The sequence below is a fragment of the Nocardia sp. NPDC055053 genome, assembly GCF_053608285.1.
The window spans coordinates 16,875-38,674 of record NZ_JBSGVD010000047.1; the positions used below are offsets into that span (position 1 = coordinate 16,875).

The following is a 21,800-nucleotide window of genomic DNA, read 5'->3' on the forward strand; positions in this document are numbered from 1 at the left end:
CGACGACTAGGCTTGCCCGGTGCGCCGGTTCAGCTTGTGGCTCCGCGGCCGACCCATCGTCGCCGATTCCATTCTCGCGGCCGTCCTGCTGGTACTGGACGCGCTCGGCGTGGGCAACGAACACCACAAGGCCTCCTACCTGCTCTTTTCGCTCCTGCTGCCGTTGCCGCTGATTCTGCGCCGGATCTATCCGCGGGCGATGGCAGCGATGATGTTCGTGCTCTCGGTGCTGTGCACGCTGATGGGGTATCTGGTCGGTGACGACACCTCCGGGCACGTCGCGCTGATCGGGCTCGGGGTGATGCTCTACACCCTGGTCGCCTACGTCGGCAGGCGGGACGGGCTGATCTACCTCGTCTGTCTCGCCACCGATCTGGCGCTCTCGCTGCTGATCCTGCGCGAACCGGTCGGCGGTGACATCGCGCTCGTCGGTGTGATCTACGCGCTGTGCTGGACGCTGGCCGAGTTCAACGGGGCCCGCCACGCCTACGACGCCGAGGTCGCCGCGCGCCTCGCCGTCGCCGACTACGACAAGGAACGCCGCGCCCACGAGGCCGTCGCCGCCGAACGCACCCGCATCGCCCGGGAACTGCACGACGTGGTCGCGCACGCGGTGAGCGTCATCATCGTGCAGGCCGACGGCGCGAAATACGCCCTGCGCCAGGACCCCGATACCGCCGAACGTGCCCTGGCGACCATCGCGGGCACCGGCCGCGAGGCGCTGCGCGAACTGCGCCGCACCGTCGCGTTGCTGCGCACCGAACACGCGCCGGAACTGCTCCCGCAGCACGGCAGCGCCGGGATCGCGCGGCTGGCCGAGATGATGCGCGACGCTGGCCTGGCCGTCGACCTCGAACTGACCGGGGAACTCGACGACATCACGCCCGAGGTGAGCCTGGGCGTGCACCGCATCGTGCAGGAATCGCTGACCAACACGCTGCGGCACGCGGGGTCGAGCCCGAAGGCGACGGTGCGGGTACACCGCCGCGCGGACGACATCCTGATCGAGGTCACCGACAGCGGCGGTGTCCCCGTGCAGGAACCCGACATCCCCGGCACCGGCATGGGCCTGGTCGGCATGCGCGAACGGGTCGCCGTGCTGGGCGGAACCCTGTCCGCGGGCCGGACCGGCGACGGCCGCTGGCGGGTCAAGGCCACCCTCCCGCTGCGCGCCGAAACCGATTGATTCGCCCGCTAAGGTTGGGAAATGCCGATCAGCGTGCTCGTGGTGGACGATCAGGAACTCATGCGGATGGGCCTGAAGATGGTGCTCGGGGCGCACCCCGACATCGAGGTCGTCGGTGAGGCGGGCAACGGGGACGAAGCGGTGCGGCGCGCGACCGAGCTGCGGCCCGACGTGGTGCTGATGGACGTCCGCATGCCGGTCGTCGACGGCGTCACCGCCACCGGCCGGATCGTCGCCGCGGGCGACGGCATCCGCGTGCTCGTGATGACCACCTTCGACCTCGACGAACACGCTCTCGGCGCACTGCGCGCAGGCGCGAGCGGGTTCCTGCTCAAGGACACCCCGCCCGAGGACCTCGTCTCCGCCATCCGCAGCGTCGCCGCGGGTGACGCGGTGGTCTCCCCGAAGGTCACCAAGCGCCTGCTCGACCGGCTCGTCGCCGAGGACCCGGCCGGTCTGCGCGACCCCGGCGTGCTCGACGTACTCACCGCCCGCGAACGCGAGGTCCTCGAACAGATCGCCGCGGGCCGCTCCAACGCCGAGATCGCCGCTGCCCTGTTCCTGTCGGAGGCGACGGTGAAGACGCATGTCGGCCGGGTGCTCACCAAACTCGGGCTGCGCGACCGGGTGCAGGCGGTGGTGCTTGCCTACGAGACCGGACTGGTGCGCCCTGGTGGCTGAGGCGGTCGGGAGAAAAATCGGGCGCTCGCGCGTTGGACAGGTAGATCGTCCGAAAGGATCGCCCATGACCGCCCTGCTGTTCGTGCTTTACGTCGTCGTCGAGATCGCCGCCTTCGTCGGCCTCGCCCAGCTGATCGGCGCGGGCTGGGCGCTGCTCGCGTTGATCGCCGTGTCCGGCGTCGGCTTGCTGTTGCTCGGCGCGCAGGGCAGACGCGTGTTCGACCGGTTCCGCCGGGCCGCGCGCGGTGAGGTCACCGCCGAGAGCGCGGTCGCGGACGGGCTGCTCGTCGCCACCGGCTCGGTGCTGCTGTTCGTGCCAGGTCTGGTCACCGGCGTGATCGGGCTGCTGGCCCTGTTCCCGCCGACCAGGGCGCTGCTGCGGCCGGTGCTGGAGAAGCTCGGCACCCGGCGCTTCGGTCCGCTGCCGTCGTTCGCGCCCTCGCCGTATCGCGGGATGGTGGTCGACGCCGACAGCGGTGACGTGGTCGACGGCGTCGTCGTCGGACAGTGGTACGACGACGGACACGCCACCGGCCTGCGCGCGCTCGGGACCGCGCGCGCCGATGACGCCACCCCGTGGCGGTGAACCGTCTACAGTGTGCCGATGGCCACCGAGCAGATCACCGTCACGGTGAGCGCGGAACTGGCCGACGCGGTACGTAGAGCGAGTACCGCTGCCGGACAGTCCATGTCGGATTTCACGGTCGCCGCGTGGCGACTCGAGCTGATCGCCGTCGACACCGGCGGACACACTCCCGCCGGGCTACGCGACGCCGACGTCCGCGCCGTCCTGTCCCTGCCGACCTGACGATCCGCCGATACGGCAGACTGGGACACCGTGAGTACCCAGTTGCTGATCGGCGGTCGTTTCTACAGTTCCAGCTCCCCGGACGCGACCGCGATGGCGGTCACCGACGGCACCGTGGTGTGGCTCGGCGCCGAAGCGCCCGGCCGGGCGATGCACCCCGGCGCGGAGATCGTCGACCTCGACGGCGCCTTCGTCGCGCCCGCGTTCGTCGACCCGCACGTGCACGTCACCGCGCTTGGCCTGCAACTGACCGGACTCGACGTCAGCGGCACCGCCTCGCCGGCCGACCTGCTCGCCGCGCTGCGCGCGCACGCCACCGCGCAGCCCGACGGGGTCATCATCGGCGAGGGCTGGGACGACACCGCATGGCCCGAACAGCGGCCGCCGAGCGTCGCCGAACTCGACGAGGCGGCCGGTCCGGGCAGGCTCGTCTACCTCGCGCGCGTCGACGCGCACTCGGCCGTCGCCTCCTCGGCGCTGCTCGACGCGGCCGGGGAACTCGGCGACGGCTACCGCCGCGGCGAACCGCTGCGCGCCGACGCCCACCACCGGGTGCGGTCCGTCGCGCTCGCGGAACTCGGTCGCGCGGACCGTGATCGGGCCCGCGCCGCCGCCCTGGATACGGCCGCCGCGCACGGCATCGTCGCCGTCCACGAATGCGCGGGCCCCGACATCTCCAGCCGCGACGACGTCCGTGAACTCCTCGCCTTCGAGCACGGCGTCGAGGTGCGCGCCTACTGGGGCGAAGCCGTGCGCACCGCAGGCGAAGCCCGCGCGCTGATCGCCGAACTCGGCGTGGCCGCCCTCGGCGGTGACCTGTTCGTCGACGGCTCGCTCGGTTCGCACACCGCGCTGCTGCGTGCTCCCTATGCCGACGCGAGCGGCTGCGGCAAGAACTTCCTCGACGCCGAGGCCGTCACCGCGCATATCCGCGCCTGCACCGAAGCCGGTGTGCAGGCAGGCTTCCACGCGATCGGTGACGCCGCCATGGACCTCGTCGTCGCCGGATTCGCCGCGGTCGCCGCCGAACTCGGCGGACCGGCGATCGCGGCGCGCGGGCACCGGGTCGAGCACGCCGAGATGACCGACGCCGCCGCGATCGAGCAGCTCGCCGCCCTCGGCGTGCTCCTGTCCGTGCAGCCCGGCTTCGACGCCGCCTGGGGCGGACCCGACGGCATGTACGCGACCCGCCTCGGCGCCGAGCGCGCCGCGGGCTTGAATCCGTTCTCGGCCATGGCCGCCGCCGGGATCTCGCTGGCCATCGGCTCGGACGCGCCGGTCACCGCGCTGAACCCGTGGCAGCAGGTGCGGGCCGCGGTCCATCACCGGACCCCGGGCCACGGTCTGTCGCCGCGCGCGGCCTTCGCGGCAGCCACCCGCGGCGCCTGGCGCGCGGGCGGCGTGCGCGACGGTGTAGCGGGCACGCTGGTGCCGGGCGCGCCCGCCTCGTATGCCGTGTGGGACGCCGGTGACCTCGTCGTCGCGGCGGCCGCCGACACGGTGCAGCGCTGGTCCACCGACCCGCGTTCGCGGGTGCCCGGCCTTCCGCGCCTCGATCCCGGCGCCGACCTGCCGACCTGCCTGCGCACCGTGCACAACGGCGCCACGATCTACACCGCCTGACCACGACGTACCGGCACCGAATCACGGAACAGGACACGATGATCCACCCCGCCACCGAACCAGGACCCGACGCCGTGACCGGCGCCGCGGCCGCGCCCGGCCCGGCGGCCACGTCCGCGACCTCGGCGGCCGGTCGCGGGTACGGTGTGCCGCTGCGGATGCTCGCGGCCGCCGCGGGCGGACTGCTGCTGTTCGGCAGCTTCCCGCCCCGGCCGTGGTGGTTCCTGGCCCCGGTCGCCATCGCGCTGCTGACCGTCGCGGTGCGTGGGCCCGGCACGCTGCGCGCCGGATTCGGCTACGGCTTTCTCGGCGGCCTGGCGTTCTTCGTGCCACTGCTGCCGTGGACCGGTATCTACGTCGGACCGCTGCCCTGGCTGGCGCTCTCGACGACCTGCGCGCTCTTCATCGGCCTCTGGGGCGTGCTCGCCCGGTGGCTGAGCGGGCTGCCCGGCTGGCCGTTCTGGCTCGCGATCGCCTGGACGGCGACCGAGTGGGTGCGGTCGAGCTTTCCCTTCGGTGGATTCCCGTGGGGCCGTATCGCTTTCGGCCAGGCCGACGGCTGGTACCTCCCGCTGGCCGCCTATGGCGGCGCCCCGCTGATCGGCTTCGCCGTCGCCCTGACCGGCACCGGACTGGCCGCGCTCACCCTGCGCGTTCTCGCCTGGGCGCGCACGCCCGCGCCGCGCGTGACCGGCCGGGCCACGCGGATCGGATTTGCCACGGCGGCAGTCACTGTGGCTATCATGCCCCTCGCCGGAGTGATCCTCCGGCCGACGCTGCCCGCCCCGGACGAAGGCCACCGGTCGATCACGGTCGCCGCCATCCAGGGCAGCGTGCCGCGGCTCGGCCTCGAGTTCAACGCTCAGCGCCGCGCCGTGCTGGACAACCACGTCCGGCGCACCGAGGAGCTCGCCGCCGCCGTCGACCGCGGGGAGGCGGTCCGGCCCGATGTCGTCATCTGGCCGGAGAACTCCTCCGATATCGACCCACTGCGCAACGCCGACGCCGCCGCCGAGATCACCGAGGCCTCGCAGCGGATCGGCGCGCCGATCCTGGTCGGCGCAGTCCTGGTGAACGGTGATCGCACGACCACCAACTCGGTGATGGTGTGGAACGGCGCGGCTGGACCGCAAGACCGGCACGACAAGAAAATCATCCAGCCGTTCGGCGAATACCTGCCGATGCGCAGTTTCTTCCGTTTGTTCTCGTCCTACGCCGACCAAGCCGGACATTTCGTGCCGGGCAATGGTGACGGTTCGGTCACGGCGGCCGGCGTGCGGATCGGGGTGGCGACCTGTTACGAGGTGGCCTTCGATCGCGCATTCCGGCAATCGATGGCCGCCGGCGCGGAACTGCTGACCGTTCCGACCAACAACGCCACCTTCGGCGAGAGCGAGATGACCTACCAGCAACTCGCCATGTCCAGGGTGCGGGCGGTCGAACACGGCCGGGCGCTGGTGGTGGCGGCAACCACCGGGGTCAGCGCGATCATCACCGCGGACGGCGAGATCGCGCAGCAGAGTGCGCAACTCGCACCCGCCGCGCTCGTCGCCCAGCTACCATTGCGCGACACGACGACGATCGCGACGCGAATCGGCGCGGCGCCCGAACTGGTGTCCGTTATTCTGACCGCGATCGGCGTGGCGCTGATGTTTTTCCGGCGCCGGCGAGCGAATCAGGCGCAGGCTATGCGGAACTCGCAGAATTCTGAATAAGCGGTTTGTTTTAACCCGGGGGAGGCGGCCGAACGCGGCCGCCCAGGGGTCCGATGCGTTCAGCTTGAAAACAAATCAAGATCGGTAGCCATCCGGCCGCCGCAGTACTCCGAATCAATGGGCGTGGATAGCCACGCCCTGGGCCGTTGTGCGCCCGGGCAAAGCTCGGGGAGTTGTGACACAAAGGCAGAACGGAGTGCTTGATGAGTTCATTGGCCACCGACCGCGTCAGCTCAAGCGTCACAGACGACGATCCGGGCCAGCCGTTCGCTCTCTCGCCCGGTCAGACGGCCCTGTGGTACGCGCAACGGATCCGGCCCGATATTCCGCTCACCATCGCCCACTACGTCGAACTGCACGGTGATCTCGACCCGGGCAGGCTCCTGCACGCGATCGAGCGCTTCGGCGCGGAATCCCAGGTGGGACACGTGCGCCTACTCGAGATAGACGGGGTACCGCACCAACGGGTGGACATGGCATGGCGGCCGGGCTGGGGCCGGATGGACCTGCGTGGTGAGCCCGACCCGCGAGCAGCCGCGCTGCGCTGGATGAACGAGCACGCCAGCACGCCGATCGACATGGAGCGCGAACCGCTCACCACCAATATCGTGTTGCGAATCGGTGACGAGGACTGGTTCTGGTACGAACGCGGACACCACATCGTTATCGACGGTTACGGAGCGATGAACGCGCTCGCGCGCGCGGCCGAGATCTACACCGCCATCGGCGAAGAGCGCGAACCGTCGGTCTCCCGCGCCACGGCGCTGGTCGATCTCTACGCCGACGAATCCCGCTACCGCGAGTCCAGCCGGTTCAGCGCCGACCGCGAGTACTGGATGGAACAGCTCGCCGGCGTCGGCGAGCCGATGACGCTGTCGTCGGTCACCGCCACCGGTGATACCCACGACCCCGGCCGTCATCGCGCCGCCGGGGTCCTCGACCCCGCCGTCGACGACCTGCTCACCGAGGCGATCGCCGCGCACGGTTCGGCCAACTCCGCGCTCATCGTCGCGGCGCTGGCGGCCTATGTCCGCACGGTCACCGGCGACTCGGATGTCGTGCTGAGCCTCCCGGTTTCGGCCCGCACCACGGTGGCGCTACGCCGCTCGGCGGGTGTGGTGTCGAATGTGGTGCCGCTGCGCGTGCGGTTCGACGAGCACACCACCGTCGCCGACGTCGTGCGCCAGACCGAACTGCAGATCACCGGCGCCCTGCGCCACCAGCGCTACCGCTCCGACGACATCCGGCGCGACTGCGGCTACTCCCGCGACGCCCGCGGCTTCTTCGGGCCGATGGTCAACATCATGCTGTTCCACGACGAGCTGAAGTTCGGCGACATCGCGGGCAGGCTGAACGTGCTGGCAACAGGCCCCGTCGAGGACCTCTCGATCAACATCTACAACGGTGACGGCGGCCGCGTCCACCTCGACTTCGAAGCCAACCCCAAGCTCTACGGCGAAGCCGAAGTCGCCGCCCACCACGGCCGCTACCTCGACTTCCTCGCCCGCTTCCTGGCCGCGGAGCCGAGCACGCCCACCCGCGAACTGACGGCGATCACCGATGCCGAGCAGGATCGGGTGCTGCGGGAATGGAACGCCACCGAGATGCCGGTGCCCACCGGCACGCTGGTGTCGCTGTTCACCGACCAGGTGCGCCGCAGCCCGCACGCCGTCGCGCTCGAATTCGGCGACCGCGCCGTCGGATACACCGAGCTCGACGATCGGGTGAACCAGCTGGCGCGCGAACTCGTCGCCCGCGGCGCCGGTCCGGAGACCACGGTCGGATTGTGCCTGCACCGCAGCATCGAGATGGTCGTCGGCATGTACGCGGTGCTGGCGACCGGTGCCGCGTACCTGCCGCTGGATCCCGAACACCCGGCCGACCGGATCGAAGCGGTGGTGGCGCAGGCCCGTCCGGTCTGCGTGCTCACCGCCGCGCGCGACATGGTGCGGCTGCCCGAGGGCGTCGAGCGGGTCGATCTGGACACCCTCGATGTCAGCGGGCGCGACGTCGCCCCGATCACCGACGCCGACCGGCTCGCGCCGCTGCGGCCCGAGCAGCTCGCCTATGTCATCTTCACCTCCGGCTCGACCGGCAAGCCGAAGGGCGTCGGTGTCACGCACGCCGCGATCGTCAACCGATTGCGGTGGATGCAGGCCGAATATCCGCTCGACCACACCGATGCGGTGCTGCAGAAGACCCCCGCGACCTTCGACGTGTCGGTGTGGGAGTTCTTCTGGCCGTTGCAGGTGGGTGCCCGCCTGGTGATCGCCGCGCCCGACGGGCACCGCGATCCGGCCTACCTGACGCGGATCATCACCGAGAAGTCCATCACCACAGCGCATTTCGTGCCGTCGATGCTGTCGCTGTTCGTCACCGACCCGCGGGCCGCCGGCGGCGCAGGGCTGCGGCGCGTGTTCTGCAGCGGTGAGGCGCTGCCCGGCGCCACCGTCGCCGATTTCCATGCCGCGCTGCACGGACCGTCCGGTGGCCCCGAACTGCACAACCTGTACGGCCCCACCGAGGCCGCGGTCGACGTCACCTACTGGCCGTGCCCGGCCGACGCCACCACGGTGCCGATCGGCTCCCCGGTGTGGAACACCCAGACCTACGTCCTGGACGCGCAGCTGCGGCCGGTCCCGCCCGGGGTCGTCGGTGAGCTGTATCTGGCCGGTGCGCAGCTGGCCCGCGGCTACCTCGGCCGTCCCGACCTGACCGCCGACCGGTTCGTCGCCAATCCGTTCACCCCGGGTGAGCGCATGTACCGCACCGGCGACCTGGCGCGCTGGCAGATCGACGGCGCTGTTCTGGAATACCTGGGGCGCACCGACTTCCAGGTGAAGGTCCGCGGTCTGCGGATCGAGCTCGGCGAGGTCGAGTCCGCGCTGCTGGCCCAGGACAACGTCGCCCGCGCGGTCTGCGTGGCGCGGGCCGGTCGCACCGGTGACGGCGAACTCGTCGCGTACGTGGTCGCCGGGTCGGGCCGGGCGGCGCTCGAGCCCGCCGTGCTGCTGTCGGGGCTGCGGCGCAGCCTGCCGTCCTACATGGTGCCCTCGGCACTGGTCGTGCTCGACGAGTTGCCGTTGAGCGCCAACGGCAAGGTCGACCGCAAGGCGCTGCCCGAACCCGCGCTCGGGGTGCGGCTCACCACCGGCGCCGCCGCACCGCAGACCCGGCTGGAATGCGCGCTCGCCGAGATCTTCACCGAGGTGCTCGCGCTCGACGGCACCGCGATCGGCGTCGAGGACAGCTTCTTCGACCTGGGTGGCAACTCGCTGGTCGCGGCCCGCGCGGTCGCCAGGATCAACACCTCGCTGGACGCGAACCTGACCATCCGGGAGCTGTTCGAGACCTCGACCATCGCGGCGCTGGCCGGCTACCTCAGCACGCACCGGTCCGAGTCCTCGACGCCGAAGCTGGTTCCGGCGGTGCGGCCCGAACGGGTGCCGCTGTCGCTGGCCCAGCAGCGGCTGTGGATCCTCAACCGGTTCGCCGAGCACGCCGCTGCCTACAACATGCCGCTCGCCCTGCGGCTCACCGGGCGACTCGACCTGGCCGCGCTGCGCGCGGGCCTGCGGGACGTGCTCGATCGCCACGAGAGCCTGCGCACCAGCTTCCCCGCCGGTCCGGCCGGTGCCTACCAGCTGATCCACCCGGCTGCCGCGGTGGAACCGGCACTGGAGCCGGTCGACGTGATCGCCGCCGATCTGGCCGGCCGGGTCGCCGAGGTGACCGGGCGCGGCTTCGATCTGCGCACCGAAACCCCGCTGCGGGTCGCGCTCTACCGGGTCGGCGCCGACGACCACGTGCTGCTGGTGGTCCTGCACCACATCTGCGGTGACGGCTGGTCGGTCGCCCCGCTGGCCAGGGACCTGATGGTCGCGGTCGCCGCGCGCGCCGAGGGCCGCGCGCCCCAGTGGACACCGCTGCCGGTGCAGTACGCCGACTTCGCGCTGTGGCAGCGGGAACTGCTCGGCCACGAGGACGACCCGGAATCGCCGCTGGGCAAGCAGCTCAGCCACTGGGGCGAGACACTGTCAGGCCTGCCCGATCAGCTCGACCTGCCGCTGGACCGGCCACGGCCACTGCAGCGCGGCACCCGCGGCGACACGGTGGCCTTCACTGTCGACGCCGAGACCCGCCGTGCCGCAAGCGAACTCGCGCAACGTCGCGGGGTCAGCATGTTCATGGTGCTGCACGCCGCGCTCGCGACCCTGCTGGCCCGCCTGTGCGGGAGCACCGACATCGCCATCGGCACGCCCATCGCGGGCCGCTCCGACCCTGGCCTCGACGACCTCGTCGGCATGTTCGTCAACACGCTGGTGTTGCGCACCGAGGTCGACCTGGCCGCCGGTTTCGGCCGGATGCTCGATCTGGTCCGCGAGACCGATCTCGACGCCTTCGCCAACCCCGACGTGCCGTTCGAGCGGCTCGTCGAACTGGTGAACCCGGATCGCTCGACCTCGCGGCATCCGCTGTTCCAGGTGATGCTGTCCTACGACCGCACCCCGGAACTGCGGGTCGAATTGCCCGGTGTCGCGGCCGAACTGGTGCCGGTCGAGACCGGGGTCGCCAAGTTCGACCTGCAGCTCGAGGTCCGCGACCAGCACGCCGACGGGCCGCTGCACGCCGAATTCGGTTTCGCCACTGACGTTTTCGACCGCTCGACGGTGGAAGCGATCGCCCGGCGGTTCACCACGCTGCTGGCCGCCATGGTGGCCGACCCGGCGAAGCCCACCGGTGACCTCGCGCTGCTCGATCGCCGCGAGACCGCACGGCTGGTCCCCGTCGCGGGCGCACCGGCCGAACCCGCGGGGACGCTGGCCCGCCTGCTCGGTGAGACCGCGCAGCGGCTGCCCGACGCCGTCGCCGTGCGCTACCTCGGCTTCGACACCACCTATCGCGAGCTCGACGAGCGCTCGAACCGGCTGGCGCGCAGCCTGATCGCGCACGGCGCCGGGCCGGAAGCGGTGGTCGCTGTCGCGCTGCCGCGCAGCCTGGAATCGATCGTCGCCATCTGGGCGGTGGCCAAGTCCGGCGCGGCGTACGTGCCCGTCGACCCGGCCTACCCGGCGGAGCGGATCGCGCACATGATCGGCGATTCCGGTGCGGTGCTCGGGCTCACGCTGCCCGAACATCTCGCCGCGCTGCCCACCACGACCGGCAAGCACCGCAAGGCGCCGGAATGGCTGGTCTTCGGTACCGCCGAGTTCGAGGCCGACTGCGCGAGCAGCTCGGCCACCCCGCTCACCGACACCGACCGCAGGCACCCGATGCGGGCCGGTCAGCCCGCGTACCTGATCTACACCTCCGGTTCCACCGGTACGCCGAAGGCCGTCGTGGTCACCCACGCCGGCATCGCCTCGCTCGCCAGCGAGCAGACGCAGCTGTACAGGGTGACCGATGCGGCCAGGACCATGCACTTCTCGTCGCCGAGCTTCGACGCCTCGGTGCTGGAACTGCTGCTCGGTTTCGCCGCGGGCGCGACCATCGTTGTCGCCCCCGCCGACCTGTACGGCGGCTTGGAGCTCGCCGGTTTCCTCCGGTCGGAGCGGATCACCCACGCGTTCATCACGCCTGCCGCGCTGGCCACCGTGCCTGCCGGTAACTTCCCCGATCTGGGCACGGTCATCGTCGGTGGCGAGGCCTGCTCCGACGCGCTCGTCGACACGTGGGCGCCGAAGTACCGGATGCACAACATGTACGGCCCGTCGGAGGCGACCGTCGCCGTCACCGCGAGTGCCGCCATGCAGGCGGGGGAGCCTGCTCCGCTGGGTGGGCCCGTGCGTGGCATGCGGCTGTTCGTGCTCGACCGCCGCCTGCACCCGGTGCCGCCGGGCACACCCGGCGAGCTGTATGTCTCGGGACCCGGTGTGGCCCGCGGCTACCTCGGCAAGCTCGCGCTCACCGCGCAGCGGTTCGTGGCCAACCCGCACGGCCGGGTCGGCGAACGCATGTACCGCACCGGCGATCTCGTCGTCGCCGACCCGACGGGCCGGTTGCGGTTCCTCGGCCGCGCCGACGACCAGATCAAGATCCGCGGCTTCCGCATCGAACTGCGCGAGATCGACCATGTCCTGCGCGAGCACCCGGGGGTGCAGTCGGCGCTGACCGTCGTGCACGTCGACGAACACGGCCAGCAGCGGCTCGCGTCCTACGTGACCCCCCAGCGTCCGGTCGATCCGGCGGCCGTCCTGGCCACCGCGCGCGGCAGGCTGCCCGGGTACATGGTGCCCGCGGCCGTCACCGTGATCGACCGGATGCCGGTGACCCCGGCGGGCAAGCTGGACCGAAAGGCTCTGCCCGCACCGGAATTCGCCGTCACCACGGGCACCCGCGCGCCGCGTACCCATCTGGAGATGCGGGTCGCGGCGGTGTTCACCCAGATCCTCGGCAGCCCGGTGCCTGGTGCGGAAGATAGCTTCTTCGAGATCGGCGGCAACTCGCTGCTGGCCACCCGGCTGGCGGCCGCGCTGCACTCGGACTTCAGTGTCGACCTGCCGGTGCGGCAGATCTTCGAGGCGCCGACCGTGGCCGGTATCGCCCAGCTGATCACGGAAGCGCCCCGGACGCAGCGGGTGGCGCTGGCGGTACACACCCCACGCCCGGGACGCATACCACTGTCGCTGCCGCAGCAGCGGCTGTGGTTCCTCAACAGATTGTCCCCCGAATCGAGCGCCTACAACATCGCATTCGTCTTGCGAATCGGCGGAGATCTGCACCTCGGCGCCCTGCGCGCCGCCGTCACCGATCTGGTGGAGCGGCACGAGGTGCTGCGCACGGTCTTCCCCGAGGATCTCTCCGGTGCCCAGCAGGTGGTCCTGCCGATCACCCAGACGGTTCCCGCGATCGAGGTCGTCGACAGCGATCCCGAGCAGGCGGACACCGCACTCACCGAGCTGGCGCGCAAGGGATTCGACCTGACCAGGGAGACGCCGCTGCGCGTCCAGTTGCTGCGGGTCGCGCCCGGCGAGTACCGCCTCGGCGTGATCATCCATCACATCGCCGCCGACGGCTGGTCGCTGGGCCCGCTGACCAGGGACCTGGCGCTGTCGTACGTGGCCAGGTGCGGTGGCACCGCGCCGGTGCGCGCGCCGCTGCCGGTGCAGTACGCCGACTTCAGCCTGTGGCAGCGCGCCGTGCTCGGCGCGGAGGACGATCCGGACAGCATCGCCGCCAACCAGCTCGCGCACTGGCGCGAAGCCCTGGCGGAACTGCCCGACGAGCTGCCGTTGCCGTTCGACCGGCCGCGTCCGCTCGACCCCACCGGCGTGGCGGGCAGTGTGGAATGCGAGGTTTCGGCACCGCTGCAGCGGGCCATGCACGAGCTGGCGGCGCACACCGGCGTGAGTCTGTTCATGGTGGTGCGCTCGGCGCTGGGGGTGCTGCTGCGCAGCGTCACCGGCGGCCGCGACATCCCCCTGGGTACCCCGGTGGCCGGACGCACCGACATCCAGCTCGACGACCTGGTCGGCATGTTCGTCAACACCCTCGTCCTGCGCTCGGATGTCGACCCCGGCCGCAGCTTCGTCGACCTGCTGCACGCCGACCGCGACGACGAACTGGCCGCGATCGCCAATGCCGACCTGCCCTTCGAACGGGTCGTCGACGCGCTCGGCCGCGACAGCAGGGCGAGCAACCGGCATCCGCTGTTCCAGGTCGCGCTGAGCATGCAGGACGACCCGGCGCCGGAGCTGGAACTGCCGGGTCTGCGGCTCGCCGCCGACGAACTCGACATCGCCCGCGCCAAGTTCGATCTCGAACTGCGGGTGGCGCCCGCCGAGGGCGGCGGTCTCCGGTTCGACTTCGTCTACGCCGCCGAGATGTTCGATGCCGCCACCATCGAGACCCTCGCGGAACGCTTCGTGCTGATCCTCACCCAGGCGACCGCCGACCCGGAGCAGCTGGTGTGCGAGATCGAAGCGCTCACCGTCGACGAACACCGTGCCCTGGTGCCCGCGCAGGGCCCGGCCCCGGTGACGCCGGTCGTGCTGGCCGACATCGTCGAACGCGCGGCAACCAAGTTCGCGCATCGGCCTGCCCTGCGCTGGTTCGCCGGCGGCAGCGTCGACGGTGCGGTGGGCGAGCTCGACTACGACGAGGTCGGCTTCCGGGCACACCGGCTCGGCCGGGCGCTGATCGCGCGTGGCATCGGCACCGGTGACCGGGTCGTCGTCGGCTTGACCCGTGGATTGGACTGCGCGCTGGCCATTTTCGGCGTCGCCGCCAGCGGCGCGGTCTTCGTTCCGGTCGACCCGCGGTACCCCGCCGACCGGGTGCGCCACATGCTCACCGACTCGGGTTCCCGCGCGGTCATCACCACCAAGTCCGATGCCGAAGCGCTGCGCGAGGCCGCCGGTCCGCTCGACACCCAGTGGCTGCTGGTCGACGACGCCGACCTGCACGCCGAGCTCGCGGGCTACGACAGCGTCCCGATCACCGATGCCGAACGGATCCGCCCGGTGCGGCCCGCCGACACGGCCTATCAGATCTACACCTCCGGCTCGACCGGTCTGCCGAAGGGCGTCGCGGTCACCCACAGTGGTCTGGTCAGCCTCGCGGTCGACCTGCAGGAGCGGACGGGCCTCGACCGCTTCGCGCGCACGTTCTTCTTCTCGACCCCCAGCTTCGACGTCTCCGTCCTTGACATGCTGCTGGCGGTCTGGTCGGGCGCCGAGATGGTGATCGGACCGATCGACATCTATGGCGGCGACGAGCTCGGCGCGCTGCTCGACCGGGAGGACATCACCCACACCTTCCTGACGCCTGCCGTGCTGGCCTCGATCGATGTCACCCGCTGGCCGCTGCCGCGTTTGCGCGCGCTGATGGCCGGTGGCGAGGCGGTGCCGCCCGATCTGGTGGCGAGCTGGGCGCCGGGCAGGCGTTTCGTCAACGCCTACGGTCCCACCGAAGCCACCGTCATCGCCGCGATGTCGGAGATGCGGGTGGGTGTGCCGGTGGCCATCGGCACACCGGTGCGTGGCGCGCGGGCCCTGGTCCTGGACGAGCGGCTGCGGCCGGTCGTCACCGGAGTGCCGGGTGAGCTCTACCTCGGCGGGCCCGGCATCGCCCAGGGTTACCACGAGCGCTTCGGCCTCACCGCGGGCCGTTTCGTCGCCGACCCGTCCGGGCCGGCGGGCACCCGGATGTACCGCACCGGTGACGTCGTGCGGTGGACCGCCGGCGGCGAACTGGAATACCTCGGCCGCAGCGACCACCAGGTCAAGGTGCGCGGTTTCCGGATCGAACTCGGCGAGATCAGCGCGGTGCTCGGCAGCCACCCGGATGTCCGGTTCGCGCACACCGAGGTCCGGCGGATCTCCGGCGACGACCGGATCGTCGCCTGGGTGCAGCTCGCCGACGGGACCGAGCCGACGCAACTGGCCGCGGTCCGCGAGCACGCGGCGGCCCGGCTGGCCGGGCACATGGTGCCCGCGTCGCTGACCCTGCTCGATCGCGTGCCGCTCACGCCGATCGGCAAGCTCGACCGCGGCGCACTGCCGGAACCGGAATTCACCGTCACCGCGGGCCGGGCGCCGCAGACCGCCTCCGAACGGCTGGTCGCCCAGGTCTTCACCGACCTGGTCGGCACCACGTCGATCTCCGCCACCGACAGCTTCTTCGACATCGGCGGCAACTCGCTGCTCGCGACCCAGCTGGTGGCACGGCTGGCCGCGGCCAGCAATGTGCGGCTGGAGGTGCGGACCGTGTTCACCGCGCCGACCGTCGAAGAACTCGCCGCGCTCATCGAGTCAGGGCCGTCCGGCGACGAAGGCCGCCCCGACCTGGTGAAGCAGCAACGCCCGGACCGGATTCCGCTGTCCGCGGCGCAGCGCAGGCTGTGGTTCCTCAACCGGTTCAACGCGGGCGCGCAGGGGGAGGGCCAGTCGGCGGGCGCCTACAACATCCCGGTGGTGCTGCGCCTGCACGGCCCGATCGACCTGGATGCGCTCATTGCCGCTTTGCACAGGGTGCAACGTCGGCACGAGACGCTGCGCACGGTGTTCCCGGAGAGCTCGGGCGAGCCCGAACAGCTCGTGCTCGACCCGGCGATCGCCGCCGTCACCCTGTTCCACGCGTCGGTGCGGCCGGACGAGGTCGATGCCGCCGTCACCCGGTTCGTCACCCCCGGATTCGATCTGTCTGCCTCGGTCCCCATGCGGGCGGCGCTGATCACGGTCGACCACACCGGTCTGCCCGTGCCCACCCAGGCCAAGCTGGCCGTCGCGGGGTCGAGGGAGCACGTGCTCGTCCTCGTCGTGCACCACATCGCGATGGACGGGTGGTCGCTGGAACCGCTGGCCGGTGAGGTCGCCGCCGCCTACCGCGGTATCCGGACAGGCGAACAGTTCGGCGAACTGATCCCGGAGATCCAGTACACCGACTACACGCTGTGGCAGCAGGAACTCCTCGGCACCGAGGACGACCCCGACTCGCTGATCAGCAAGCAGCTGGCGCACTGGCGCGAGGTGCTCGACGGCCTGCCGGAACTGCTCACCGTCCCGGCCGACCGTTCGCGGCCGCCGGTGCCCTCCTACCGGGGCGGCACTGTCGACTGCCAGGTCGACGCGGCCACCCACCGCGCGCTGCGCAGCATCGCCACCGCCAACAACGTCAGCATGTTCATGGTGCTGCACGCGGCACTGGCCGTGCTGCTGCACCGCGTCACCGGCGACGACGACATCGCCGTCGGCACCGCCACCGCGGGCCGTGGTCATCCGGCGCTGGACTCGATGATCGGCATGTTCGTCAACACCCTGGTGCTGCGCACCGAGGTCGCCGACGAGCGTGCGTTCGTCGACCTGCTGCGCACCGTTCGCGACGGTGACCTCGACGCGTTCGCCAATGCCGACATGCCCTTCGAACGGCTCGTCGAGGTGCTCAATCCGGCGCGCTCCCAGGCCCATCACCCGCTGTTCCAGGTGATGCTGTCGGTGCGCAACAACCCGGTGCGGATGCTGGAACTGCCCGGTCTGCGGATCGAGGCCGTCGACGCCGACGCCGGCATCGCCAAGTTCGACCTGCAGTTCACCTTCACCGAGACCCAGACCGCCGAGCGTGTCGGCGACGGCATCAGCCTCGCGGTGAACTACGCGGCCGACCTGTTCGACGAGGGCACCGCGCGCAGGCTGGGCGAACGGCTGGTCCGGCTGCTCACCGCGGTCGCCGCCGACCCGAACACGGCCGTGGGCGATCTGGCCCTGCTCGACGCGGTCGAGTGGACCGCGCTCGCGCCGGTGCACGGTACCCGCGCCGATCGGCCGGTCACCTTCCCCGCGGTGTTCGGCGCCGCGGTGGCACGGTCAAGGGACGGGGTGGCGCTGTGCGCGGGCGACACCGTGGTCACCTACGACGCCCTCGACCGCTGGACCAACCGGCTCGCCAGGGTCCTCATCGGTCAGGGGATCGGCCCGGAAAGCCTGGTGGCGCTCGGCGTCCCGCGATCGGTCGAATCGGTGGCGACGATGCTCGCGGTCGCCAAGGCCGGTGCGGCGTTCGTCCCGGTCGACCCGAACTACCCGGCCCAGCGGATCAGCCACATGCTCACCGACTCCGGTGTCGCCGTCGGCCTGACCCTGCTGGCGCATCGTGATCGGCTGCCCGGTGACTGCCGCTGGCTCGTCCTCGACGATCCGCAGACCCGCGCCACCGTGCTCGGCACCGACGATTCGCCGGTCACCGACGCGGACCGGATCCGGCCGCTGCGCCTGGCCAACCCGGCGTACGTGGTCTACACCTCCGGGTCCACCGGCACACCGAAGGGCGTGGTGGTCACCCACGGCGGCATCTCGAACTTCGCCGCCGAGACCGCCGACCGCTACGACGTGCGGCCGGGCAGCCGGGTACTGCACTTCGCCACCCCGAGTTTCGACGGCTCGATGCTCGACATCCTGTTCGCGCTCGGCGGGGCGGCGACCCTGGTGATCGCGCCGCCGGGAATCGTCGGCGGCGAGGACCTGCGGCAGCTGTTCATCCGCGAGCGGATCACGCACGCCTTCGTCACCACCGCCGCGATCGGCACCGTCGACCCGGCGGGTGTGCACTCACTCGCGCACGTCCTCGTCGGCGGCGAGGCGCTGCCGCCGGACCTGCTGGCCCGCTGGGCGCAGGGGCGCAACTTCTACAACGTCTACGGCCCCACCGAGACGACGATCGTCACGCTGATGCCGCAGCCGATGAGCCCACAGGGCCCGATCGTCATCGGCGGCCCGATCCGGGGCGTCAGTGCCACCGTCCTGGATCGGCGGCTGCATCCGACCCCGATCGGTGTCACCGGCGAGTTGCAGCTGGCCGGTTCGGCGCTGGCCCGCGGTTACCACAACCGGCCCGGCCTGACCGCGCAGCGTTTCGTCGCCAATCCCTATGGCGCGCCGGGCGAACGGATGTACCGCACGGGCGACCTGGTGCGCTGGCGCAGCGGCGCGAAGCCGACGCTGGATGTGGAGTACGTCGGCCGCACCGACCACCAGGTGAAGGTGCGCGGTTTCCGCATCGAACTCGGCGAGATCGACGTCGCGTTCGGCAGGCACATCGACGTCGAGTTCGCCCTCACCATCGGGCACACCACGCAGGCGGGTGTCACCGCGCTGGTCTCGTACGTGAAGGCACGCGCAGGCGCCGCGCCGACGGTGCGTGAACTGCTCGACCATGTCGGCGCGCACGTGCCGAACTACATGGTCCCGCAGTCGGTGATGCTGCTCGACGAGGTGCCGCTGACTCCCGTCGGCAAGCTCGACCGGGCCCAGTTGCCCGAGCCGGTGTTCGTCGCGACCGAGGGCTACCGCGCGCCGGTGACCCCGGCCGAGGTGGCGCTGTGCACGGTGTTCGCCGAGGTGCTCGGCGTCGAGCGGGTCGGCGCCGACGACGGGTTCTTCGAACTCGGCGGCAACTCGCTGCTGGCCACCAAAGTCGTTGCCGCACTGCGTGAGCAGGGCTACGACATGCCGGTGCAGCTGATGTTCGGCGACGCCACTCCGGCAGGCATCGCCGCCAGGCTCGACGGCGCCGACGCCGGCGCGGCCATGGCGGCGGCGACGGGACCGGTGCTCGCCATCCGCCCGTCCACCAGCCCGCACGACACCCCGCTGTTCTGCGTGCATCCCGCGATCGGCCTGGCTTGGTGCTACGCGGGTCTGCTCGCGCACCTCGCACCGCAGCGACCGGTGTACGGCCTGCAAGCGCCGCACGTGTCCGGGGACGACGGGTTCACCACGATCCCCGAAGCCGCCGGACACTATGTGGCCGCTATCAAGTCGATCCAGCCGCACGGTCCCTACCATCTGCTCGGCTGGTCGCTCGGCGGCCTGATCGCGCAGGAGGTGGCGGTCCAGCTGCAGGACACGGGGGAGGACGTCGCGCTGCTGGCCATGATGGACAGCTACCAGCTCGGCGACCGCTGGCTCGACACCGCGATGCCCAGCGTCGCCGACATCCTCGGCGAGTTCGGTGCCGACCTCGTCGGCGGGGCACCGCTGCCCGCCGATCTCGACCTGCACCAAGCGGCGGATCTGCTGCGGGCACAGCCGGGCCCGTTCGCCGCGCTCTCGGTCGAGAATCTCGAACGGCTCTACACCGGGTACGCCGACGGCACGGTGATGGCCAACCGGTTCCGGCCGCGCACCTTCGACGGCGACCTGGTGTTCTTCACCGCGGCGGCGGACGAGATCAACGCCGCCGATCCCGGCAGGCGCGCCGAAGCCTGGCAGCCGTTCGTCACCGGCAACATCCACAACCACGACCTGCCCTGCAGGCATGCGGCGATGACAACGCCGGAATCGCTGGCGGTGATCGGCCCCGTGCTGCATCGCCACCTCGACGCGGTCCCGGAGATCACCGTGTGCGGAGGCAGCCAGAAGGAGATGCGTCCGTGAGTTTGGCGGTAGAAGTACGTGGCCTGGCCAAGAGTTACGGCAAGGTGCGCGTGCTGAAGGAGATCGACCTGGAGATCCCGGCGGGCACGGTACTCGGCCTGCTCGGTCCCAACGGCGCAGGCAAGACGACCACCGTGCGGGTCGTCACCACGCTGCTACGGCCCGACGCGGGTTCGATCCGGGTCGCCGGAGTCGACGTACTGGCCGACCCGGCCACGGCGCGGACCAGGATCGGATTGTCGGGCCAGTACGCGGCCGTCGACGCGAACCTGACCGGCTACGAGAACCTGCGCATGGTGGCACGCCTGTACGGCATGTCCCGCAAGCAAGCGGTATCGCGGGCCGAGCAGCTGCTCGCCGCCCTCGGCCTCGAGCACGCGGCGGGCAGGCGTGCGGGCACCTACTCCGGCGGTATGGCCCGGCGGCTCGACCTGGCGGGCGCGCTGGTCGCGCGGCCGCCGGTGGTGGTGCTCGACGAGCCGACCACGGGCCTTGACCCGCGCGGGCGGCTCGACATGTGGCAGGTGATCGGTGAGCTCGTCGACGACGGGACCACCGTCCTGCTCACCACCCAGTACCTCGAGGAAGCCGACCTGCTCGCCGACCGGATCACGGTCATCGACAAGGGCACCGTGATCGCGCGGGGCTCGGCCGACGAACTCAAGACCTCCATCGGCGGTGACCGGCTCACCGTCACCCTCGCCGCCGGGCAGAGCCCCTGGCCCGCGGTGAAGGTCCTGCAGCAGGTCGGCGTCGGTGAACCGATCCACGAACCCGGCAGCGCGGAGGTGTCGGTGGTGGTCGGCGACGGATCCCGCACCATGGTCGAAGCGCTGCGCCGCCTCGACGACGCCGGCGTGTGCGTCGTCGACGCCGTTGTCGTCCGCCCCACCCTGGACGACGTGTTCCTTTCCCTCACCGGGACTCCGGCCGAACCGGCCGTCGAAGAATCCGAAACCGACGATGTGCAAGAGGAGATTCTGTCGTGAGCGTGGCACCGGAGGTTTCCGATGAGCACGAGACCCGTGAAATGCCGATCCAGACGAGCTCACCTCGTCCCGCCGCTGCCGACGGCGCGCGGCCGCGGGCCCGGTTCATCCGGGACAGCGCGATCGTGGCCCACCGCAACCTGCTGACGATTCTGCGGGTACCGACGCTGCTGGTCACGGCCACGATCCAGCCGCTGATGTTCGTGTTCCTGTTCGCCTACATCTTCGGCGCGTCGCTCGGTGGCGACCAGTACCGCGAGTTCCTGCTGGCGGGCATCTTCACCCAGACGGTCGCGTTCAATGCCGCCTTCACCACCGTCGGTCTCGCCGGCGACCTGCAGAAGGGCATCATCGACCGGATGCGGACGCTGCCGATGTCACGGTTGGCGGTGCTGATGGGCCGTACGCTGTCCGACCTGGTCGTCAACGTGCTCAGCCTGGGTGTGATGGTGATCTGCGGGTACATCGTCGGCTGGCGCATCCACGGCAGTGCCGCCGACGCCGCGCTGGCCTTCGCCATCATCCTGCTGTTCGCCTTCGCGATGTCCTGGGTCGGCGCGCTGACCGGCCTGATCTCACCGACCGTCGAGGTCGCGCAGAGCGCTGGCCTGATCTGGATGTTCCCGCTGTCGTTCATCTCCTCGGCGTTCATCTCCGCCGAGACCCTGCCGGGTCCGCTGCGCACCATCGCCGAATGGAACCCGATCACCGCGGTCTCCGCGGCGGGCCGCAAGCTGTTCGACAACGACGCACCACCGTCGTTCGCCCCCGCGACCGGCTGGGCCGCCGACAACTGCGTCCTCTACGCCGTCATCTGCTCGCTGGTCATCCTGGCGGTCGCCATGCCCGCCGCGTTGTTGCAGTACCGCAAGGTCGCCAGCCACTGAGCGCTCGCGCGACCGGCAACGGCGAAGGCCGCCTCCCGGA

The 21,800-nt window shown here is 71.1% G+C and carries 9 protein-coding genes; all 9 read left to right on the forward strand.

Annotated features, from left to right (window positions below; translation table 11 throughout):
- The first annotated feature begins 19 nt into the window (after positions 1-19).
- The 9 genes from ACWF82_RS30825 to ACWF82_RS30865 all read left to right on the forward strand — a co-directional run bounded on the left by ACWF82_RS30825 (position 20) and on the right by ACWF82_RS30865 (position 21,760).
- Positions 20-1,186, forward strand: coding sequence for a sensor histidine kinase (locus tag ACWF82_RS30825; RefSeq protein WP_452506899.1), 1,167 nt, complete (start codon positions 20-22; stop codon positions 1,184-1,186).
- Between the two features lie 21 nt (positions 1,187-1,207).
- Positions 1,208-1,867 carry a response regulator gene (locus ACWF82_RS30830; RefSeq protein ID WP_189022763.1) on the forward strand — a complete coding sequence of 220 codons (660 nt, stop codon included), beginning with the start codon at positions 1,208-1,210 and terminating at the stop codon, positions 1,865-1,867.
- Positions 1,868-1,931: 64 nt separating this feature from the next.
- Positions 1,932-2,453 carry an FxsA family protein gene (locus tag ACWF82_RS30835; RefSeq protein ID WP_452506901.1) on the forward strand — a complete coding sequence of 174 codons (522 nt, stop codon included), beginning with the start codon at positions 1,932-1,934 and terminating at the stop codon, positions 2,451-2,453.
- Between the two features lie 18 nt (positions 2,454-2,471).
- Positions 2,472-2,675, forward strand: a complete 204-nt coding sequence (locus ACWF82_RS30840; RefSeq protein ID WP_229739464.1) for a hypothetical protein — start codon at positions 2,472-2,474, stop codon at positions 2,673-2,675.
- 30 nt (positions 2,676-2,705) lie between these two features.
- The gene (locus ACWF82_RS30845) at positions 2,706-4,298 is read left to right on the forward strand and encodes an amidohydrolase (RefSeq protein ID WP_452506903.1); all 1,593 of its coding nucleotides are present in this window, start codon (positions 2,706-2,708) and stop codon (positions 4,296-4,298) included.
- 158 nt (positions 4,299-4,456) lie between these two features.
- Positions 4,457-6,013 carry an apolipoprotein N-acyltransferase gene (gene lnt / locus ACWF82_RS30850; protein WP_452506908.1) on the forward strand — a complete coding sequence of 519 codons (1,557 nt, stop codon included), beginning with the start codon at positions 4,457-4,459 and terminating at the stop codon, positions 6,011-6,013.
- Between the two features lie 203 nt (positions 6,014-6,216).
- Positions 6,217-19,884: an amino acid adenylation domain-containing protein gene (locus ACWF82_RS30855; protein ID WP_452506904.1), complete on the forward strand. Its 13,668-nt coding sequence runs from the start codon at positions 6,217-6,219 to the stop codon at positions 19,882-19,884.
- On the forward strand, positions 19,881-20,873 hold the full coding sequence (locus ACWF82_RS30860; protein ID WP_452506906.1) for an ATP-binding cassette domain-containing protein: 993 nt from the start codon (positions 19,881-19,883) through the stop codon (positions 20,871-20,873). Before ACWF82_RS30855 ends, ACWF82_RS30860 begins: the two co-directional genes overlap by 4 nt.
- 41 nt (positions 20,874-20,914) lie before the next feature.
- Positions 20,915-21,760, forward strand: a complete 846-nt coding sequence (locus ACWF82_RS30865) for an ABC transporter permease (protein ID WP_452506910.1) — start codon at positions 20,915-20,917, stop codon at positions 21,758-21,760.
- Positions 21,761-21,800: the final 40 nt, after the last annotated feature.

What these genes read in the sequence shown, in the direction of transcription:
- ACWF82_RS30830 (WP_189022763.1), top strand. Translation starts at nt 1,208, where the DNA reads ATGCCGATCAGCGTGCTCGTGGTGGACGATCAGGAACTCATGCGGATG.
- ACWF82_RS30855 (WP_452506904.1), top strand. Translation starts at nt 6,217, where the DNA reads ATGAGTTCATTGGCCACCGACCGCGTCAGCTCAAGCGTCACAGACGAC.
- ACWF82_RS30840 (WP_229739464.1), top strand. Translation starts at nt 2,472, where the DNA reads ATGGCCACCGAGCAGATCACCGTCACGGTGAGCGCGGAACTGGCCGAC.
- lnt (WP_452506908.1), top strand. Translation starts at nt 4,457, where the DNA reads ATGCTCGCGGCCGCCGCGGGCGGACTGCTGCTGTTCGGCAGCTTCCCG.
- ACWF82_RS30835 (WP_452506901.1), top strand. Translation starts at nt 1,932, where the DNA reads ATGACCGCCCTGCTGTTCGTGCTTTACGTCGTCGTCGAGATCGCCGCC.
- ACWF82_RS30865 (WP_452506910.1), top strand. Translation starts at nt 20,915, where the DNA reads ATGCCGATCCAGACGAGCTCACCTCGTCCCGCCGCTGCCGACGGCGCG.